The sequence below is a fragment of the Bacillus cereus group sp. N24 genome, assembly GCF_016483345.1.
GTDB lineage: Bacteria > Bacillota > Bacilli > Bacillales > Bacillaceae_G > Bacillus_A > Bacillus_A toyonensis.
This window is the reverse complement of sequence record NZ_JAEHCA010000005.1, coordinates 147,069-166,892: the sequence shown is the minus strand read 5'-3', so window position 1 is coordinate 166,892 and position 19,824 is coordinate 147,069. Positions and strand designations below refer to the sequence as shown.

The window sequence follows — 19,824 nt, the reverse complement described above, 5'->3', positions numbered from 1 at the left end:
CTCCTTTTTCTTTATTAGCCTTTAATTTTTTCGATGAAAACTACTTTTAAGTAGTCTCCCTCTTTAAATTGATCAATTGTACGAAAATCTTCTGGTAAAGAATGTTCTTCTAATATTTTGTATTTACCGTTCATTTCTTTAAATGCAGTATCGATAAAGCCTTTAAACTTTTTCATATCAAATGCGCTACAATTTGTAGAAGCAACGATAATACCGTTATTTTCTGTAATCGCGATCGTTTCTTTTAATAAGTTTTTATAATCTTTCGCTGCGCTAAATGTATACTTTTTAGAACGCGCAAAGCTTGGAGGATCTAATACAACCATATCGAACTTCATTTTTTTCTTCGCAGCATATTTAAAGTAAAGGAATACATCTTCTACAATAATATCTTGTGCTTCGTAATCAATTTCGTTGACACTAAATTGTTCAATCGTTTTACTTAAACTACGATTTGCAAGGTCCACACTCGTTGTTTTAGTCGCTCCACCAAGTGCTGCAAATACAGAGAAAGCACCTGTATAAGAGAACATATTTAACACAGTTCTTCCTTGTGCATATGTATCACGAATTTGTTTTCGAACGTTACGCTGATCTAAAAACACACCAACCATCGCTCCGTCATTTAAATAAACCGCAAAGTTCACACCATTCTCTTTTACGATAAGTGGGAACTCACCGCGCTCTCCTGCTACGAAATCATCGCCTTCAATGTATTTCCCTTTCGTATCAAAACGCTTTTTCTCATAAATACCTTTAAAGTTTGCTACTTTTTGAAGCGCCGCTATGATTTCATCTCTAAAAGTATAAATCCCTTCACTATACCAGCTCACTACGTAATAACCGTCATAATAATCGATGATTAAGCCGCCAAGACCATCACCTTCACCATTTAGGACACGGAATGCTGTCGTATCATTTAATTTGTAAAACTGTTTTCGTTTATGTAAGGCAGATTTGATTTTACTTTCAAAGAAAGATTGATTAATTTGTTCACTCTCTTTTCTCGTTAAAATCCAGCCGTATCCTTTATTTTGTTTTCCATAATAGCCTTTTCCGATAAATTGGTTCTTCTCATCTACTACTTTGATGATTGTCCCTTCTTCACGAATATCGTTTAAATTTTGAATCGCATCTTTTAAAATAAGCGGATATCCACTTTTAATTTCTTTTATAAATTTCGGTTTTATTTTTATAGTTACTTCAGATCGCATGTAATGTCTTCCTTTCCATTTGAATGCTTTCTATTAGTAGGAAGCATGTAAAAAACGAGGCCGAAAAACAGCCTCGTTTCACTATACCATATTATCGCTTTGCTAGTACAACCCGCTCAGCCTTACACCTAATCGCAATATATTTACTAACTTATGAAATAAACATCATACTTTCAAAAAAAATTTATATATTTCATTATTGCCATTGACAATGATAATGATTTTCATTATCATTTAATGTATATGAGTTCTTGAAAATATAGCTACATTTATAGGAGGAATACACATGATTATTGTTACAAATACAGCTAAAATTACAAAGGGAAATGGACATAAATTAATTGAGCGTTTTAATAAAGTAGGTAAAGTTGAAACGATGCCAGGATTTTTAGGATTAGAAGTTCTTTTAACGCAAAATACAGTTGATTATGATGAAGTAACAATTAGCACTCGCTGGAATGCAAAAGAAGATTTCCAAGGTTGGACAAAGAGCTCAGCATTTAAAGATGCTCACTCACATCAAGGCGGAATGCCAGAATATATTCTTGATAATAAAATTGCTTACTATGATGTAAAAGTTGTACGTATGCCAATGGCTGCAGCACAGTAAAAACAGTTATTTTTTAAGTATAGAATATGAGGAGTGCTATCACTTCTCATATTCTATACTTTTTCTTTAATTTCTTTTCACTAATTTTGCATGTACAACTAGCCTTCCAGCCTCTGGATCAAGCGCATAGTCACATGTAGAAAGTGTTACAATTTCATTATTAGCCGTCAATTCCGTATCCGTTTTGTACAGTGATTTTTCTTGAATTTTCTTTAAGAACGATGTATATGCTGCATCATTTTCAAAATCCGTTTCAATGTAATAAAAGTCCGTTGTTGTCGTATATACTGAAAAAACTTCAACATCGTATCCTTCAAATAATGTATCGTAATATAATTTACGATGGGACATGAAGAATTCTTCATCCAACATTTTTTTTAAACTCCCAAACATAGAACCGTCCTTCATACGATGACCATATAAAATAGTATTTCGGTTTTGAGATTTCACATCATTACGGTGGTCCATAAAAATACTTCCCGCTCTCATATCTTCACCTTTGTAATTACGAAATAAATAGTAATCATTATCCTTCGCTTGAACGATTGGATAATTAATTTGTGTATCATCCATCGTAATCCATCCAACTATCTCTGGATTAATTTTTTGGAGAGCTTGAAACTGCTTACGTACTTCCCCATCCTCTGATTTTTCTTCCATTGGACTTCTCTTATAAATATGTTGCGCTTCAGCCATTACTTTACGATTTTCATAATAATCCATGAAAATTCCACCCAATTCATACATTGAATAGAAAAAGATTCCTAAAAACACAATGGTAAGTATGCGTTGAAAAAATGAATTCTTTTTCCGTTCTTTCTTACTATTCAAATTATCACCTCAAAACGGATTATGCTCAGCCTTTAGATTCCCATTGGTACCATGTATAGTCCTGTATCTTCATCCTGCTTTACAACGACATCTACACCATATATTGCTTTAACCATTTCTTCTGTTATTACATCATTAGGATTACCTTTCGTAACAATCTCTCCATCTTTCATAACGATAATATGATCACTGTAACGAATGGCTTGATTAATATCATGTAATACCATTACAATCGTTAGTCCATACACTTCATTTAACTCTTTCACTAACTCTAATATTTCTATCTGATAATAAATATCTAAATATGTTGTCGGCTCATCTAAGAAAAGCATTGGTGTATTTTGAGCTAATGTCATTGCAATCCAAACTCGCTGTCTCTCTCCGCCTGATAAAGCATAAATTGGCTTATCACGCTTACTTTGTAAATTCGTACATACTAGTGCACGCTCAATCGCTTCTCTATCTTCATCTGTTTGCGGAGAGAAAATATTTTTATATGGCATACGCCCAAAGCTTATTAGCTTTTCCACTGTAATATCTGCTGGAGCCTCATTTTGTTGATGGACAACCGCTAGCTTTCTAGCAAACTCTTTCGGTTTATATTCACTAATCGCTTTCCCATCAAGTATTACTTCTCCACTGCTAGGAGCGTGATTTCTAGACATGACACTAAGTAATGTTGATTTCCCGCATCCATTTGGACCAATGATTGTTGTAATTTTCCCAATTTCTATTTCACTACTAACAGACTTTAAACGATTTGTTACGTTATCGTATGAAAAGGTTACATTTTTAATTTCCATGAACTTTATCACTCTTTCTAAGCAAGAATATTAAGAATGGACCACCAATAACTGCCATAATTGTTGCTGCTGGAATTTCATTAGGTGGCACAATTAACCTTCCAATTGTATCTGCCGTCAAAATTAATAACGCCCCTGCAAGAGCAGAAAATGGAATTAATACTTTATGGTCTGAACCGACTAATTGTCTTGAAATATGCGGAACGAGTAATCCTACAAAAGCAATAACACCTGCAATCGCTGTTGATACTGCCGCTAAGAGTACTGCAATGGCAGAAATAATAAGACGAACTCTCGTCACGTGCAAGCCTAAGTTTTTCGCAGTCTTATCTTGTAGCGATAATAAGTTACACCAAGCTCCTACGAACAGAGCAAGAATAAGACCAATCGTTCCATAAGTCACCATTATTTCTACATCGCCCCACGTCTCCATTGTTATGTTAGAAGTCGTCGTTTGCTTAATACTCTTAATAAAATATCCACAAATCGTAACGAATGATTCATTTAATCCAGTAAACATTGCATTAATAGCAATACCAATTAAAATAATGCGGAGTGGACTTAATCCAGACTTCCATGAAAAAGAGTAAACGAGATAACACGCAAGCGCACCGCCTAAAAATGCGAATACTGGTGTCCAGAAAAAGAATTGCGGAAACAACGTAATAATAACGAGTGTCATAAAACTTGCTCCAGAAGATATCCCGATTACACCAGCATCAGCAAGTGGATTTTTCATAACAGCTTGAAAAAGCACACCTGAAACAGCCAGAGCTGCTCCAATAAATAGTGCAATAATAATACGTGGGAAACGTAAATCTTTAATCACTTCAACATCTTCATTTCCCCCTGTAAATATCCCTTGTACAAGCTCAACAATACCTACTTCTAAACTCCCTTTCATCGCTGATAATGATGTCATAACAATAAGCAATGCAGTAACAATGAGGAAACTCCAAGTTTTTTTATTCATTCCACTCTTCCTTTATATTAAAATGCATCACGGATACATCATTTTTTTCAATTCATCTAACGCTTCAATTGCTGCTAAATTGCCTGTCGTTCCAAATAAACGCTCTTCTAAATCGTAAACACGGTTATTTTTAACTGCAGCGAAGTGCTTCCAAATGTCATTCGTTTTAAATTCTTTATCGAACATTTTTACAACTTCATCAGGCATACCATGAGCTGCTCGTAAAATAATATCTGGATCAGCTTTCTTTAAGTACTCTGTATTAGAAGCTAAATACTCTACTCGTTCACCTTGTACAATGTTTTTACCACCTAGTTGTTTCACTAAATCTCCAATATAAGAATGCTCTGTTGCTACTAAATAACTTCCTGGCACACCTAACAAAATAAGTACTGTCGGTTCTTTTTTTCCTTTTACTTCTTTTTGAATGCTAGCAACCTTTTTATCTAACTTAGTTACAACTTCTTCAGCCTGCTTTTCACGTCCATATTTCTTACCTAAATCGCTAATAGAATTTTGCATATTTTTCAAGCTTGTTAAATCTAAAAAGTTTACTTTCATACCCACACCATCAAAAACTGGCTTTAATTCATATTCAAGTGTTGTCACAGATAATACTTCTGACGGCTTTAATGATTTTACCTTTTCCATATCTGGACTCATTGGATTCCCAACTTCAGGTAAACCTTTATATCGCTTTGGTAAAGTTTTAGAACTTGTTGGAACGCCGACTAAATCTACTTCTAACGCATCTATAATTTCAGTAACAGCCACTGTTGTTGCAACAATGCGCTCTTTACTCTCACTCTTTACCTGCTTTGCTGTTTCTTTTTTGGGTGATGAGCACCCGGCTATACTCATTAACAAAATGATAGCCATTAGTACACTTGCAATTTTCTTCACTCTCAATCACCACTCCTTTCCATACAATATGAAACAAGTCTTGATGCACGCGAACATGCATCAAGACTCCAAAAATTACAATCTACCCGCTCTATATTTACGAACTAGTAAAGCAAGTGAACCTAGCAGTAACACCATGTATAAACCAAGTTGTGCTGTATCTGCAGTTTTTGAGTTTTTCTCTTTTTTTGCATCATTATCTGTAGCATTGTTTTTCTTCTTATCATCTGCATTTCGATTAAAATCAGGATTACCTACTGTTTTTACATTATCTACTTTCGGTGTAGTCACTGGATTTTTTGGTTCATTTTTTGGATCCTCTTTAATAGTTCCTAACGCACCGATATTATTTGTATCAAATTGAATTTGTACATCGTAGAAATGATGGTAGTTCATCTCATCGATGTCTACCTTTACTTTTGCGTTTAATTTTTTAAATAGATCTTCTACTTCAAACTGTACTACTCGCGTATTTGCATTTTCATCTTCGCTTATTACTTTCGCATCAGCGAATAGCTCATTGTTTTCCGTTTGGAATTTCGTAATCCACACGCTATTTTTCAGCGTCATCTCAATGTATTTTTTACCATCTTTTACGATTAATTTCGCTGGATTTACAACATAGTCATGCATCTTTGAAATCTCATCTGTTTTATCTTTTAATACTTTAAATGTAATATCATATTGACCGTCTACTAAATTTTTCGGATCAACTATTACTTTCGGTTTATTATTTCCACCTTGGTTATTGTTTCCGCCTTGGTTGTCGTTTCCACCTTGCTTGTCGTTTCCACCTTGCTTGCCGTTTCCGCCTTGGTTGTCGTTTCCGCCTTGGTTATTTAACGGCTTAATGCTACCTTTATCAAATGCAAATTGAATATCGTAAAAATGGTGATAATTCATTGAATCGATATCTACTTTTACTTTTGCATTTAATTTTTTAGACAAATCGTTTACTTCTACTTCTACTACTCTTGTATTTTGTTCTTTATTTTCACTTAACGCTTTTGTATTAACGAAAGCACCATTCTTCTCAAATTCAAATTTCGTAATCCATGTACTATTTGTTAATGTAAACGATACATATTTCTTACCATCTTTTACTTTTAATACACCTGGACTTTTTGTGTATGTGTTCATCATTGAGATTTCATCTGTTTGATTTTTTAACACTTTAAAGCCAATGCTGTATTCACCATCTTTAAGAGCTTTTGGGTCAATTGTTGTGTTATTATCTTGGTTGTCGTTTCCGCCTTGGTTGTCGTTTCCACCTTGGTTGTCGTTTCCACCTTGGTTGTCGTTTCCACCTTGGTTGTCGTTTCCACCTTGGTTATTTAACGGCTTAATGCTACCTTTATCAAATGCAAATTGAATATCGTAAAAATAGTGATAATTCATTGAATCGATATCTACTTTTACTTTTGCATTTAACTTTTTCGATAAATCCGGTACTTCTACTTCCACTACGCGTGTATCAGCTTTTTTATCTTCACTTATTACATTTGCATCAACAAACGCACCATTTTTCTCAAATTCAAACTTTGTAATCCAAGCACTATTCGTTAACGTAAAGGACACATACTTCTTACCATCTTTTACTTTTAACACACCTGGACTTTTTGTATATGTGTTCATCATTGAAATTTCTTCTGTTTGATCTTTTAATGTTTTAAAATTGATGCTGTATTCACCATCTTTAATTGTTTCAGCATCTGGATTTTTATTATCATCTGGTTTTTCTACTTCTGGTTTTTCTACTTCTGGTTTTTCTACTTCTGGTTTTTCTACTTCCGGTTTTTCTACTTCTGGTTTTTTCTCTTCATTTTTAATTTTTTCAAGTTTATCTTGTTCAAATAAAAGTTGTACATCATGCGTTTGCTTATAATTTCTTGATGCCATTTCGATAAATACTTTTGTATTTAGTTTTTTAGATAAATCGTTTACTTCAAACTCTACTACTCTTGTATCTTTTTCCTTATCCTCACTCACTACTTTTGCATCAACAAATGCACCATCTTTTTCCGTTTGGAAATTTTTAATTAATGAGCTACTTTTTAGTGTTATAACGACTTTTTTCTTACCATTTTCTACTTTTAATACTCCTGGATTTACCATGTAACTATTCATCTTGGATTCTTCATCTGTTTGATCTTTGAACACTTTAAATGGAATGCTGTACTCACCATCTGTAATTGTGTTAGAATTTGGTTGTTGATCTGGGTCAGGCTTTTGGTCGGGCTTCTGACTCGGATCAGGTTTTTCATTTGGATCTGGCTTATTAGCTGGGTCCTCTTTTTCATTTGGCTTTTCTACATGAACGGGTTTAATGCTACTTTGATCAAAGACAATGCGCACATCATAGTCATGATGATAATTTAAAAAATCAATATCTACTTTTACTTTTGCATTTAATACCTTCTCTACATCTTCCACATCAAATTCTACTACTCTTGTATCTTTTTCTTTATCTTCACTAATTACATTTGTCTCAACAAGTTGGCCTGCTTTTTCTGTTTCAAACTTCGTAATCCATGAACTATTCGTTAATGTAAAGGATACTTTTTTTTTCCCATCCTTCACTTTTAAAGTTCCCGGGCTTACTGAATATTGATTCATCATCGATTCTTCATCTGATGTATCTTTTAAAACTTTGAAGCCAATTGAATATTCACCGTCAGCTAACTTGGTAGCTGCTTGAACTGCAAGTGGTTGTAATGTTGATACGAATGTAAATATCATTAGACACATTGCAACAACAATCTTAAGATACTTGTTCAATGAAATAACGCTCCTTTATAAAAAATTAATTATTTAACACTGTTCCCATCAAATACAAAGCGAATATCATATGAAGCATTGTAATTAATAATTGGGATATTAATTTTCACCTTGCCGTTTAGTTTTTTTGACAAGTCAGCAACTTCAAATTCTACAACTCTAGTATTATCTGTTTTGTTTTCACTTAACACGGTTGTTTCTATAAATTGACCATCTTTTTCTACTTGGAAACTTTTAATAGAAGAACTATCTTTCACTTTAAATGAAACATATTGTTTTCCATTTTTAACTGTTAATGTTGCTGGGCTTTCAAAATAACTATTCATTCTAGATGATTCATCTTTATCGCCTTTCCATACAGTGAAAGCAATATTATATTTCCCATCAGCTAGTTTTGTAGCAGCCTTTGCATCTTGTGAACCTAGTGTTGCGATAAACGTAAATAAAACAGCAAATACGGCAATAATCATTTTAAATTGTTTAAACATATATTCATCACCCTTCGAAATATTTATTTGTTTAGCTTCACTTTACGAATTAAGAAAACACCTGAAACAAGAAGTAACGCTGCAAATAATCCGATACGTGCTTCGTCTCCTGTTTTTGGATTATCTGTTTTTTCAGCTTTTCCACTCTCATTTGTTTCTTTATTCACTTCTTTATTCTCTACTTTCGTTTTTTCTTCTTTTACTTGTGTATCTGTTTTCGCTTGGTCATTATTTTTTGTTGCAGCAACTACACCGTTATCGCCACCTACAGCTTTTACATTTGCATCAAACGCAAAACGAATTGTATAGTGGTGGTCATAGTTTGCACTTGGTACAACAACATGAATTTTTACTCCCAACGGCTTTGATAGATCATCAACTTTAAATTCAACCGTTCTTTTATCAGCCGCTTCGTCCTTACTCACTACTTTTGCATCAACAAAATTCCCATTCTCCGGTGCTTTAAATTCTGTAATCCAAGCACTATGGTTCATTGGAACTTGAACTTTCATCTCACCATTTTTTACAATTAACTTCGCTGGCTTTTCAAAATAATCATTTGCCATTGAAGCTGACTCGTTTTCCGCTTTTTGTATTACGTAGTTAATATCATACGTACCGTCAGCTAATTTTGCTGAAGCTTGTCCGAACGGCACTACAAGAAAAGCTAGCATACATACAAATGTCATAATAAAAGCGGGTAATACAGAAAACTTTTTCATTTTTCTTGTTTCCTCCTTATTTATCTTGCATTTCACTTTTTGAAAATGATAATTATTCTCAATTTATAAGAAAAAAAATAATCTTTTCCACCTATATTTAATTAGCATTCTTTTATGTAATATAAGTATTATTGATTATCATTCTCATTTAATGTTAAAAATAATATCTCACCCTATTCCTTATACGAAGGCATAGAAACTGAGAAAAAATTATAAAACTTATTCATTGATTATCATTCTCAATATAAATCAAAAAAAATAAACTATCCCTTCTCCTCCTCTTTCACCTCTTCCCATAACAACACTATAGTTATAGAAACCCCTTTCCTTCACTTCCCTTCCAATATTTCCACAACTAAGTCAATCTTAGCCTACTCATAAATTTTTTGTCAACTATATTACGTATAAATTTTTTAATATCTAAATTTCTCTATGTACGACTTTTTCTACAAAAAAGAGACTTTCTATTATAGAAAGCCTCTTTTCTCTATTTTTCTACAGCAATTTCCTGCTTTTGAAACTTAGAAACTATATAACCAAATCCTATACCGATTATGCCTGGAACTAACCAACCAATCCCTACACTATATAATGGAATCTTATTTAAAATAGGTGCTAATGCTGCAATTTGAAGATTTGCATTGTGTAATCCATCAAAGAAACTAATTGCGAACGCTCCTACAATACCACCCACATACATCGCTAATGGAAGACGAACGTAGTTTTCAACAAGTGATAATACGATAAGAACGATTCCAATTGGATAAATGGCGATTAAGATTGGTAATGCTAATGCGTTTAACTGCGTTAAACCAAGATTGGCTACCATAAATGCTAATACACAGAAAATGAAAACGACTTTTTGATATGAAAGCTTTGGTAATAAGGAAGAGAAATATTCTCCACAAGCTGCAACAATACCTACAGAAGTTGTTAAACATGCTGCTGTAATTGCGATACCTAGTAATAATGTTCCGTAACTACCAAATAAATGATTTACAACGTTTGTTAAAATAATGCCTCCGTTTGCGCCCATTCCAAGCGATACACTAGAAGCTCCAAGATACGCAAGCGCTAAATACACAAGTAGTAAACCAAGTGCTGCAATAAATCCTGCAAAGATTGTTACTTTCGCAATGCTATTCTTATTTGTAACACCTTTTGCTTTTAAAGCATTAATGACAACATTTCCGAAAACAAGTGCTGCCAGTCCATCTAAAGTTAAATATCCGTCAATAAAACCTTTGAAAAGAGGAGCACTATACACTTCTGTCGGTGAACCAAATTCTCCAATTGGTGTAATAAGTGCTTTACCTACAATAATTGCAATAACAGCTAATAAAATTGGAGTTAACACTTTACCGATGCGTCCCACTAATTTTGAAGGATTTAAAGCTAAATAGAAAGTTACCGCAAAGAAAATAAATGTAAAGATAACAAGTGGATAGGATTGGCTAGCTATCTCACTTGGTAAAAATGGTGCAACACTCATTTCATAAGCAACTGTCCCTGTACGCGGAACGCTTACGAATACGCCTAAGCATAAATAAATTGCAGTGATAAAAACAAGTGCGAAGATAGGATGCACACGTCCTGCTAGCTCATTAATATCTCCCTTTAGAGCTATAACAATTACCCCTAATAAAGGCAATCCAACACCTGTTACGATAAAACCAAATAACGCGATCCATACATCTGTTCCAGCACCTTGTCCTAACGCTGGTGGAAAAATCATATTACCTGCACCGAAAAATAGTGCAAATAACATTAAACTTATTGCAAACACCTCAGAAAATTTTAAAGATGATTTCATTTCTACTAACCTCCTAAATGATTAATTAACAAAATATTCTGAATTAAAATCCGTCACATATCCTCTTTCAAGCATACTTCCCCGTAAAAGAACGCAAAAAACACCCGTCCCTAACAAAGGGACGAGTGTTGAAATCGTGGTTCCACCCTTATTCTAATAAAATGAATTTATAACGAAATAAGCTCATTTTATAGCTCGTGTAAATTGATAACGGTTTTATCCGCCAAGAATTACAATGCATCATGCATGCAGTTCACTCTTGAAGTTTAGAGGTGGTAAGATTGTCTTTTCGTATTAGGAAGCTCACAGCCTAAGGCTTCCCTCTCTGAGAATCGTAGAAAACAACTCATGTCCTCATCATTACTTTTATAAAATATCTTGTCGAAACTTGTTGTTTTTTATTATATGGGCTATTTTTTAAAAAATCAATAGTTTTATTTTTTCTGAAAAAAAAATATAGGGAGAAAATTTCCCCTCCCTATAACTGCCCTATTAAAATTTCTAACTCTTCAGCTGTAACGCTCCGCCACTTTCCCACTTCAAGCTCATGTAATTCTATATTCATAATGCGCACTCGCTTTAGCTTTGTTACAGTAAACCCGAAAGCACGGCTCATTCTACGAATTTGCCTGTTCATTCCTTGTGTTAAAACGATGCGAAATGTAGATTGGCCGACTCTCGTCACTTTGCATGGCTTCGTCATTCCATCTTTAATCTTTACACCGCTGGACATCTCATCAATAAACCAATCTGTAAAAGGTTTATCTACCGTCACAACGTATTCTTTCTCATGCTCATGATCTCCGTGTAAAATTTGATTCGCAATCGCGCCATCATTCGTTAATAAAATAAGTCCTTCCGATGCTTTATCTAATCGTCCAACGGGAAAGATTCGCTCTGGGTAATTGATATAATCAATAATATTATCTTCAATATGATCGGCTGCTGTACAAGTAATTCCAACTGGTTTATGAAAAGCGATATACACCTTTTCTTTCTCTTCTTTTGCAATAACCTGCCCATCAATCGTTATTACATCACCATCGCTCACGAGTGCACCGTGCGTACAAATCTCACCGTCAATTGCCACGCGTCCTGCTTTAATAAGACGATCTGTTTCGCGTCTTGAGCAGGATTTTGCTTCGCTTATGTATTGGTTGATTTTCATATTTTGTTCCTTTTCGTATATTAAAAGCGTCAATCTATGGCAATATCATTATGCCACGATTGACGCTCCTTTACTTCGCAAAAACAACTAAATAAATAACCCCAATCACCAAGAATATTCCACAACAAGCTAACAATGCTTTTGCAAGTTTGTCCATAAACATATAATGGTTTCCCCTTTGTTTCGTTGTTTGCTATTTTAATTCGACAACTGTTACGCCTAGGCCTCCCTCGCCCATGTCACCGTAACGGTAGTTTTTCACGCCGCGATGTTTTTTCAAGTAATCTTGTACACCTTGGCGAAGCGCTCCTGTTCCTTTACCGTGAATGATTGACACACGAGGATAGCTTGCAAGCTGTGCATCGTCTAAATATTTTTCAACGCGCATCATTGCATCTTCATAACGCTCACCGCGAAGGTCAAGCTCTAACGACACATGATAATCTCTACCCTTCACACTTGCGACTGCTTTTTTCTCTGTTTGCTTCGGTGTATTAATGTATTCCATATTGGATTCTTTCACTTTCATCTTCAGAATACCAATTTGTACGCTCCACTCTGTATCACTTACTTTTTCAAGTAATTGACCTTTTTGACCGAACGTTAATACTTTTACTTCATCGCCTGCACGTAATTGTTGTTTTGGCGCTGTGTTTTTCACATTCACTTTTTGTTTCTTCACAAGCTCTGGCGCTGCACCTTCTAGACGGCTCTTCGCTTCAATAAGCTCGTGATCTTTCACGTTTACAAGCTGCGCTTTACGCAATTGACGAAGTTCGTGAATAATGCCCTCTGCTTCTTTCTTCGCAGCCTCGACTTTTTCTTCCCCTTCTTTTTGCGCTTTTAACAATTTTTCATCACGCTCTTCGTTAAATTCAATAATTTGACGCTGTAATTCGCGATGAAGCTTTTCAGATTGCTTACGAAGCGCTTCTGCTTCGTTCCAGTCACGCTCTGCGTTCTTTTGACTTTCTTCTAACTTCGCAATCATATTTTCAATTTTATTTGTATCCGTACTAATATGGTTACGCGCTTGATCAATAACGCGATCAGATAATCCGAGGCGCTTCGAAATTTCAAAGGCGTTACTACGTCCTGGTACACCGATTAATAATTTATACGTTGGGCTTAATGTGTTCACATCGAACTCAACACTCGCATTAATAACTTGCTCACGGTTATATCCGTATGCTTTTAATTCCGGGTAATGCGTCGTTGCAACAACGCGAGCACCACGATTACATACTTCATCTAAAATTGAAATTGCTAGTGCAGCCCCTTCTTGTGGGTCTGTTCCAGCACCTAATTCATCGAATAAAACTAAGCTTTCAAAATCAGCTTTTTCTAAAATATCAACAATGTTCACCATATGTGAGGAGAACGTACTTAAACTTTGTTCAATCGATTGCTCATCACCGATATCAGCGAAAATATTTTTAAATACACAAATCTCTGATTCGTCCATTACTGGAATATGAAGACCAGATTGCGCCATTAACACACAAATACCAACCGTTTTCAGAGTAACTGTTTTACCACCTGTATTCGGTCCTGTAATTACAATTGTTGTGAAATCTTTACCGAGCATAATGTTATTTGGCACAATAATTTCCGGATCAATAAGCGGATGACGCGCTTGTCTTAAATCCATGTAGCGCTCGTTATTTACGATTGGCTTCGTTGCTTTAATTCGCTTCGCATAAAAAGCTTTTGCAAAAATGAAGTCAAGATTTGCAACTACTTCTACGTTAGACAAAACAATATCAGCTTCTACTGCCACTTCTTCTGTTAACATTAGTAAGATGCGTTCGATTTCTTGTTTTTCTCTCACACGTGCTTCTTGAAGTGCGTTATTTAATTCTACAATTACTTGTGGTTCAATAAATAACGTTTGTCCAGAAGCAGATTGATCGTGAACAATACCACCATATACACCGCGGTATTCTTGTTTTACCGGGATTACGTAACGTTCGTTACGGATCGTTACAATCGCATCAGATAACATCTTTTGTGCGTTTGAAGAACGCGTCATATTCTCTAACTTTTCACGAATACGGCTTTCCGCAGTACGAATTTGGTTACGAATACCACGTAGTTTATCACTTGCGCTATCGACTACTTCACCGCCATCACCGATACAATTTGTAATTTTCTTTTCTAAGTCATATAAAGATACAATTTGAGCGACGTGAGTTTCTAAAATCGGAAGCTCGACACCATTATCAACCATATCTTCGATAAAACGTTTCATATTGCGACTACCATACATCGTATTTGCAATATCAAGTAGTTCATTTGGGCTTAACATACTTCCAATTTTTGCACGCTTTACATTTGAGCGAACATCAGTAATACCACCTAATGGCGCACTCCCTTTTAAACGAATGACTTTCGCCGCTTCATCCGTCGTATCTTGTAGTTCTACAATTTCTTCAAAATCAGTGCTCGGTACTAAATTCTTCACTTTGTCACGACCAAGTGAAGAGGCTGTATGTTCAAGTAATTGTTCTTTTACTTTATTGTATTCTAATACACGCAACGTTCTTTCTAACATGTTGCAGGTCCCCCCTGTGTTACTTATTACGTTTAATATAGTCTAATAAACGTTCAATATCCCACGTGTTAATCACGTTATCTTTTTGAATCCAACCTTTACGTGCTGCTGCTACACCTGTTTCCATGTCTTCTAACATTTCAAGTGTATGAGCATCCGTATTAATCGCTACTTTTACACCAGCATCTTGTGCTTGTTTTAATAATTTCGCGCTTAAATCTAGACGGTTCGGATTTGCATTTAATTCTAAAACTGTATTTGTTTCTTTTGCGAGTTCAATTAATAAATCTGTGTCTACATCGTAACCCTCGCGACGTCCAAGAAGGCGTCCTGTCGGGTGAGCAATCATTGTAACATGTTTATTCTCAAGTGCAGCGCGAAGACGCTTCATAATCGTTTCACGGTCTTGTGAGAAGCTAGAGTGGATAGCTCCAATAACATAATCTAATTCTGCTAATACTTCATCATCAAAATCAAGTGATGCATCCGGTAAAATGTCCATTTCAATTCCGCGTAAAATTGTAATGTCTGGATACTTTTCATTCATACGTTCAATTTCTTTCGCTTGTTCACGAAGACGCTCTTTCGTTAAACCGTTCGCTACTTTCAAGTATTGTGAGTGATCAGTAATCGCCATAAACTTATATCCACGAGCACGACATGCCTGTACCATTTCTTCAATAGAAAAAGCACCGTCACTCCACGTTGTATGCATATGTAAATCACCTTGTATATCAGAAAACTGAATTAAGTTTGGATACTCTTTAATTAATTCAATTTCTTTTCCATCTTCACGCACTTCTGGTGGGATAAATGGAAGACCGAAATGAGCAAAAAATTCTTCTTCAGTCTCGAATGTTTTTACTTCACCTGTTTCCAAGTTCTCTACACCGTACTCACTAATTTTTTCGCCTTTATCTTTTGCAATTTGGCGCATTTTTACGTTATGGTCTTTTGATCCTGTGAAATGGTGAAGAGTTGTAATAAACTCTTCTGGTTTTACTAAACGGAAATCGATTGAAATATCATATTCGTATTGAAGACGAACAGAAACTTTCGTATCTCCACTTGCGATTACTTCAATCATATTATCGAATTGCAATAAATGTTCACGTACTGCTGCTGGTTCTGTCGTTGCAATAATGAAATCTAAATCCTTCACTGTCTCACGAACACGGCGTAAGCTACCAGCGCGAGAAAAACGAATTACTTCAGCAATATTCGACAATTTCTCCTCTATTTCCCCGGCAATAGGTAATACCATCGCAATCGGCAAACGTTCTGGACGAGATCCTACTTGATCAATTGCTTCTAATATCTTCTCTTCTGTTTTCTTACCGAAACCTGCTAAAGCTTGTACTTTATTTTCCTCACAAACAGCTTTTAACGATTCCATATCCACAACACCAAGTTCTTTGTATAACTTAGCTACCTTTTTACCACCAAGGCCCGGAAGTTTTAATAACGGTAACAAACTGCTTGGCACTTCTTTTTCAAGTTCTTGTAATACTTCAGATGTTCCCGATTCTATATATTCTTGAATAACTGCTGCTGTTCCTTTTCCGATGCCTGGAATCTTTGTGAAATCTTCAATTTCAGAAAGACTACGATCATCACTTTCTAGTGCTGCTGCCGCTTTACGAAATGCAGATATTTTAAATGGATTCGCACCCTTTAGTTCCATAAAAAGTCCGATTGTCTCTAGTAATTTAATAACTTGTTTTTTATTTACTTTCATCATTGCCCCGCCTTTCTTTCATAGAAAAAAACTTCTCTTTCCGAAAAAAGAGAAGTTATACTCTGCTACCTGTCTGCCATAGCTCCTTCACCTTTTCAGAGAGAATCGGTGTATCGTCTACAATTATTTTGCTAATTGATGATTTTTGTAATGGTGTTTGTATTTGTTCAATCGGAAGAATATTTCCAACAATAATTAAAACAAACAAAATAATATATACTTCTAAAAATCCGAGGATTGCCCCCGCAAACGCATTTACTTGCTTTAACACCGGTATTTCTGCAAACATATTTAACAAATTACCAAGTAATGAAAGTGCGATTTTTGTAATAATAAATAATACGATAAACGCAATTGCTTGATAAAATACTGTCTCAATATTATTTGCATCAATCCATTCTGGAACGGATACATTTTTATCAAATGGATACGGAATAAATTTCGCAAGTGCTGGCGCTAAATCTTTACAGTACCAGTATGCAACAAGGTATGCGATAATAAAGCTTGTTAACTTTACAAGTTGTAAGATAAAACCTCTGCGTAATCCGAGGAAAAATCCCATAACAAGCAGTAAAATGATAATAATATCAATCATGTTTATTCCATTCCTTTTTTTGTCATACTTTCTTTCAACTTCTCATGTTCTTCTTTTAATTTTATGTAATCGTGTATGACGTTTACCGCCGTCAATACCGCTAGTCTACTCGTATCAAGCGAAGGATTCTTGGCATTGAGTTCGCGCATTTTATCATCCACAATCGCTGCTACCATGCGGATATGACTTGTACTTTCATCGCCAACAACTGAATACTGTTGGCCATATATTTCTACATTAATTCGACTTTTATTTCCCTTTTGTTGTGACAACTCACCGGCCTCCAATCACGTACAGAATCCTAAAGTTTATCATACCATGAACCATCATAATATGGAAACAGAAAGAACAATCCGATATGATAAAAATAACAATATAAAAAAGGAGCGACCATTTTGTCAAATTCTATCGTAATACAAACAAGTTCTACAGTAATTGAAGACATGAAACAACAATATAAACAAGCACTTAGCTCAAAAATTCCGCAAGGCGGTATCTTTATGGCAAAGGTGCCATCTTGCACGATTACAGCATATAAATCTGGAAAAGTAATGTTCCAAGGTGGACGTGCTGAAGCAGAAGCTTCTCGTTGGCAAACTGTCTCTCAAACACCGAAAACAACTGTAAAAAAATCGGTCGATTCTCATCGTTATGCACCGCCTGCTTCCATCGGTACAATGTCTATAGCAGGATCAGATGAAGTAGGTACTGGTGATTACTTCGGACCGATGACAGTAGTTGCTGTATATGTGGACGCAAAACAAATTCCACTTTTAAAAGAACTTGGTGTAAAAGACTCCAAAAACTTAAACGATGCTCAAATTACCGCTATTGCAAAACAACTACTTCACGTTGTTCCTTACAGCTCTCTCGTTCTTCATAATGAAAAATATAACGAGCTATTTGATAAAGGAAATAATCAAGGTAAGCTAAAAGCTTTACTACACAATAAAGCCATTACAAACTTATTAGCGAAAATTGCTCCTACAACACCAGAAGGCATCTTAATCGACCAATTTACGCAACCTGATACATACTATAAGTATTTAACAAAACAAAAACAGGTACAGCGTGAACATGTTTACTTCGCTACGAAAGGTGAAAGTGTTCATTTAGCTGTTGCCGCCGCTTCCATTTTAGCTCGTTACTCATTCGTAAAACAATTTGACGAACTAAGTAAAAAAGCTGGTATGCCACTCCCAAAAGGTGCTGGTAAACAAGTTGATATCGCCGCTGCTAAATTAATTCAAAAAGTAGGTAAAGAAAGATTACCTGAGTTTGTAAAACTGCATTTTGCTAATACAGAGAAAGCGTTTCGCTTATTGAAATAGTATCGACAAAAACAGGGGCTTACAAACTCCTGTTTTTTGTTTCATGTGTTCTCGATTCAATGTAATTGCATTTACTATTTTCCTCTCCTAACTATATCGCTAAATTAACTCATTTTTAGTAATTCCCCTATAAAAAAGGAGAGCCGCCAAGACTCTCCCTTTTTTATATTAGCTTCGTTTCTGCTTCTTATTTGATGAAGATACTTTATGAGAACCAGTTTCATGTGTTGTTGTCCCTTGTCCTTCCACTTCTGGAGAACCTAGGATTGAGCTTGAATGGTCTTTTTTTACTTTTTTACTCATTGCACTCACCCCCTAGGTTACTTTTTACTTAAGGGTAAAAAACTATTCAACATAATAATCTGAACATATACTCGCTACTCTTTTACTCTCGTGTTTGGTTTTCGCTAATGTCCCATAGACGCTTTGCTGCATCCTTATCCAAGGCAGCTTCAGACATTTCCCCTACTTGTTTATCGGCATAGTAATAACCACTCTGATTAGTAAATCCAGTTGATTCTGCTAGCCATACTAAAGTTTCAGCACCTTTCTCCGGCGTACGGGAGAAAGGTTTCATTGCTGCCATAGTTAAGCGAGCAACTAGACCATTATCCTGGTTAAAATTCGTATTCACTAGCCCCGGGTCAAAGCTATAAGCACTAACACCCGTCCCCTCCAACCGCTGTGCCAATTCAGAGGTGAATAAAATGTTAGCTAGTTTTGTTTGTGCATAACGCATTGTAGGACCGCCCATGAACTTCTTAACACCGCGATACAGTTGTTCCGCATCTAGATCATTGAAATCAATTCCCTTTTTAGCCATTTTGTGACCGTGAGATGCAGTGGTAATGACACGAGCAGGAGCACTTTCTTTTAAACGCTCCAACAACAAATCTGTAAGTAAGAATGGACCTAAATGGTTTACCGCCCAGGTCATCTCCAAACCGTCCTCTGTAATTCGCCTTGTTTGAAATAAAGCACCCGCATTATTTACTAATATATCAATTCTCGGACATCTTTCTAAAATATCGGTAGCTACCTGGCGTATAGATTGTTGGGAAGACATATCAGCGAAAAATATATCTACCACTGCATTCCCATCCATTATATTTTCAAGTTGAGTCATAACATCATTCGCTTTTGCTTCATTACGTGCAATGATTCCTAGCTTAGCACCGCTTTTTGCAAACACCTTAGCTGCCGCTAATCCAATACCACTTGTTGCACCAGTGATTACTATATACTTGTCACGCAATGTCCACTTTGTATGACTTGGAATTTCCCCCATTGTATAAAAACCCCT

General features: G+C 35.5%; 18 protein-coding genes and 1 other annotated feature. Of the genes, 2 read left to right on the top strand and 16 right to left on the bottom strand.

Going from position 1 to position 19,824, the window contains the following annotated elements:
- Positions 1-14: 14 nt before the first annotated feature.
- Positions 15-1,214 (bottom strand): class I SAM-dependent rRNA methyltransferase, encoded by a 1,200-nt coding sequence (locus JDS95_RS10455; RefSeq protein WP_001255941.1) that lies wholly within the window; start codon positions 1,212-1,214, stop codon positions 15-17.
- A gap of 286 nt (positions 1,215-1,500) precedes the next feature.
- Between JDS95_RS10455 and isdG the strand changes: the two genes are divergently transcribed.
- Positions 1,501-1,824, top strand: coding sequence for a heme oxygenase (gene isdG, locus JDS95_RS10450; RefSeq protein WP_000587821.1), 324 nt, complete (start codon positions 1,501-1,503; stop codon positions 1,822-1,824).
- Between the two features lie 66 nt (positions 1,825-1,890).
- Here isdG and srtB read toward each other — a convergent pair whose 3' ends face one another.
- The 13 genes from srtB to zapA all read right to left on the bottom strand — a co-directional run bounded on the left by srtB (position 1,891) and on the right by zapA (position 17,462).
- Complete coding sequence (gene srtB / locus JDS95_RS10445) at positions 1,891-2,655, bottom strand: class B sortase (protein WP_033660819.1); 765 nt, start codon at positions 2,653-2,655, stop codon at positions 1,891-1,893.
- A 32-nt stretch (positions 2,656-2,687) separates the two neighbouring features.
- Complete coding sequence (locus JDS95_RS10440; protein WP_000403759.1) at positions 2,688-3,458, bottom strand: ABC transporter ATP-binding protein; 771 nt, start codon at positions 3,456-3,458, stop codon at positions 2,688-2,690.
- Positions 3,448-4,431 (bottom strand): FecCD family ABC transporter permease, encoded by a 984-nt coding sequence (locus JDS95_RS10435; RefSeq protein ID WP_085450554.1) that lies wholly within the window; start codon positions 4,429-4,431, stop codon positions 3,448-3,450. Before JDS95_RS10435 ends, JDS95_RS10440 begins: the two co-directional genes overlap by 11 nt.
- Before the next feature lie 27 nt (positions 4,432-4,458).
- Positions 4,459-5,340: a heme ABC transporter substrate-binding protein IsdE gene (gene isdE / locus JDS95_RS10430; RefSeq protein ID WP_199690451.1), complete on the bottom strand. Its 882-nt coding sequence runs from the start codon at positions 5,338-5,340 to the stop codon at positions 4,459-4,461.
- A 69-nt stretch (positions 5,341-5,409) separates the two neighbouring features.
- Complete coding sequence (locus JDS95_RS10425; protein ID WP_199690449.1) at positions 5,410-8,112, bottom strand: NEAT domain-containing protein; 2,703 nt, start codon at positions 8,110-8,112, stop codon at positions 5,410-5,412.
- 29 nt (positions 8,113-8,141) lie between these two features.
- A complete protein-coding gene (locus JDS95_RS10420; protein WP_000476174.1) occupies positions 8,142-8,600 on the bottom strand; it encodes an NEAT domain-containing protein in 459 nt (152 codons plus the stop codon).
- 23 nt (positions 8,601-8,623) lie between these two features.
- Positions 8,624-9,322, bottom strand: coding sequence for a heme uptake protein IsdC (gene isdC / locus JDS95_RS10415; protein WP_000714737.1), 699 nt, complete (start codon positions 9,320-9,322; stop codon positions 8,624-8,626).
- Between the two features lie 487 nt (positions 9,323-9,809).
- Positions 9,810-11,135 (bottom strand): branched-chain amino acid transport system II carrier protein BrnQ6, encoded by a 1,326-nt coding sequence (gene brnQ6, locus JDS95_RS10410; RefSeq protein WP_000842670.1) that lies wholly within the window; start codon positions 11,133-11,135, stop codon positions 9,810-9,812.
- A gap of 114 nt (positions 11,136-11,249) precedes the next feature.
- Positions 11,250-11,505, bottom strand: a binding site (T-box leader).
- Between the two features lie 108 nt (positions 11,506-11,613).
- Positions 11,614-12,303 carry a 23S rRNA pseudouridine(2604) synthase RluF gene (locus tag JDS95_RS10405; protein WP_000700719.1) on the bottom strand — a complete coding sequence of 230 codons (690 nt, stop codon included), beginning with the start codon at positions 12,301-12,303 and terminating at the stop codon, positions 11,614-11,616.
- Positions 12,304-12,496: 193 nt separating this feature from the next.
- Complete coding sequence (locus JDS95_RS10400; protein WP_000893742.1) at positions 12,497-14,857, bottom strand: endonuclease MutS2; 2,361 nt, start codon at positions 14,855-14,857, stop codon at positions 12,497-12,499.
- 19 nt (positions 14,858-14,876) lie between these two features.
- A complete protein-coding gene (polX, locus tag JDS95_RS10395; RefSeq protein WP_000867537.1) occupies positions 14,877-16,595 on the bottom strand; it encodes a DNA polymerase/3'-5' exonuclease PolX in 1,719 nt (572 codons plus the stop codon).
- A gap of 55 nt (positions 16,596-16,650) precedes the next feature.
- Positions 16,651-17,190: a CvpA family protein gene (locus JDS95_RS10390; protein WP_000565405.1), complete on the bottom strand. Its 540-nt coding sequence runs from the start codon at positions 17,188-17,190 to the stop codon at positions 16,651-16,653.
- A gap of 2 nt (positions 17,191-17,192) precedes the next feature.
- Positions 17,193-17,462, bottom strand: coding sequence for a cell division protein ZapA (gene zapA / locus JDS95_RS10385; RefSeq protein WP_000082703.1), 270 nt, complete (start codon positions 17,460-17,462; stop codon positions 17,193-17,195).
- Positions 17,463-17,585: 123 nt separating this feature from the next.
- Here zapA and rnhC point away from each other — a divergent pair, with 123 nt between their 5' ends.
- Positions 17,586-18,521, top strand: a complete 936-nt coding sequence (gene rnhC / locus JDS95_RS10380) for a ribonuclease HIII (RefSeq protein WP_085450551.1) — start codon at positions 17,586-17,588, stop codon at positions 18,519-18,521.
- A 168-nt stretch (positions 18,522-18,689) separates the two neighbouring features.
- Here the strand turns inward: rnhC and JDS95_RS10375 are convergent, their stop codons facing one another.
- Together JDS95_RS10375 and JDS95_RS10370 are read right to left on the bottom strand one after the other, a co-directional pair.
- A complete protein-coding gene (locus JDS95_RS10375) occupies positions 18,690-18,824 on the bottom strand; it encodes a YuzL family protein (RefSeq protein WP_199690447.1) in 135 nt (44 codons plus the stop codon).
- A gap of 82 nt (positions 18,825-18,906) precedes the next feature.
- On the bottom strand, positions 18,907-19,809 hold the full coding sequence (locus JDS95_RS10370; protein ID WP_000503912.1) for an SDR family oxidoreductase: 903 nt from the start codon (positions 19,807-19,809) through the stop codon (positions 18,907-18,909).
- Positions 19,810-19,824: the final 15 nt, after the last annotated feature.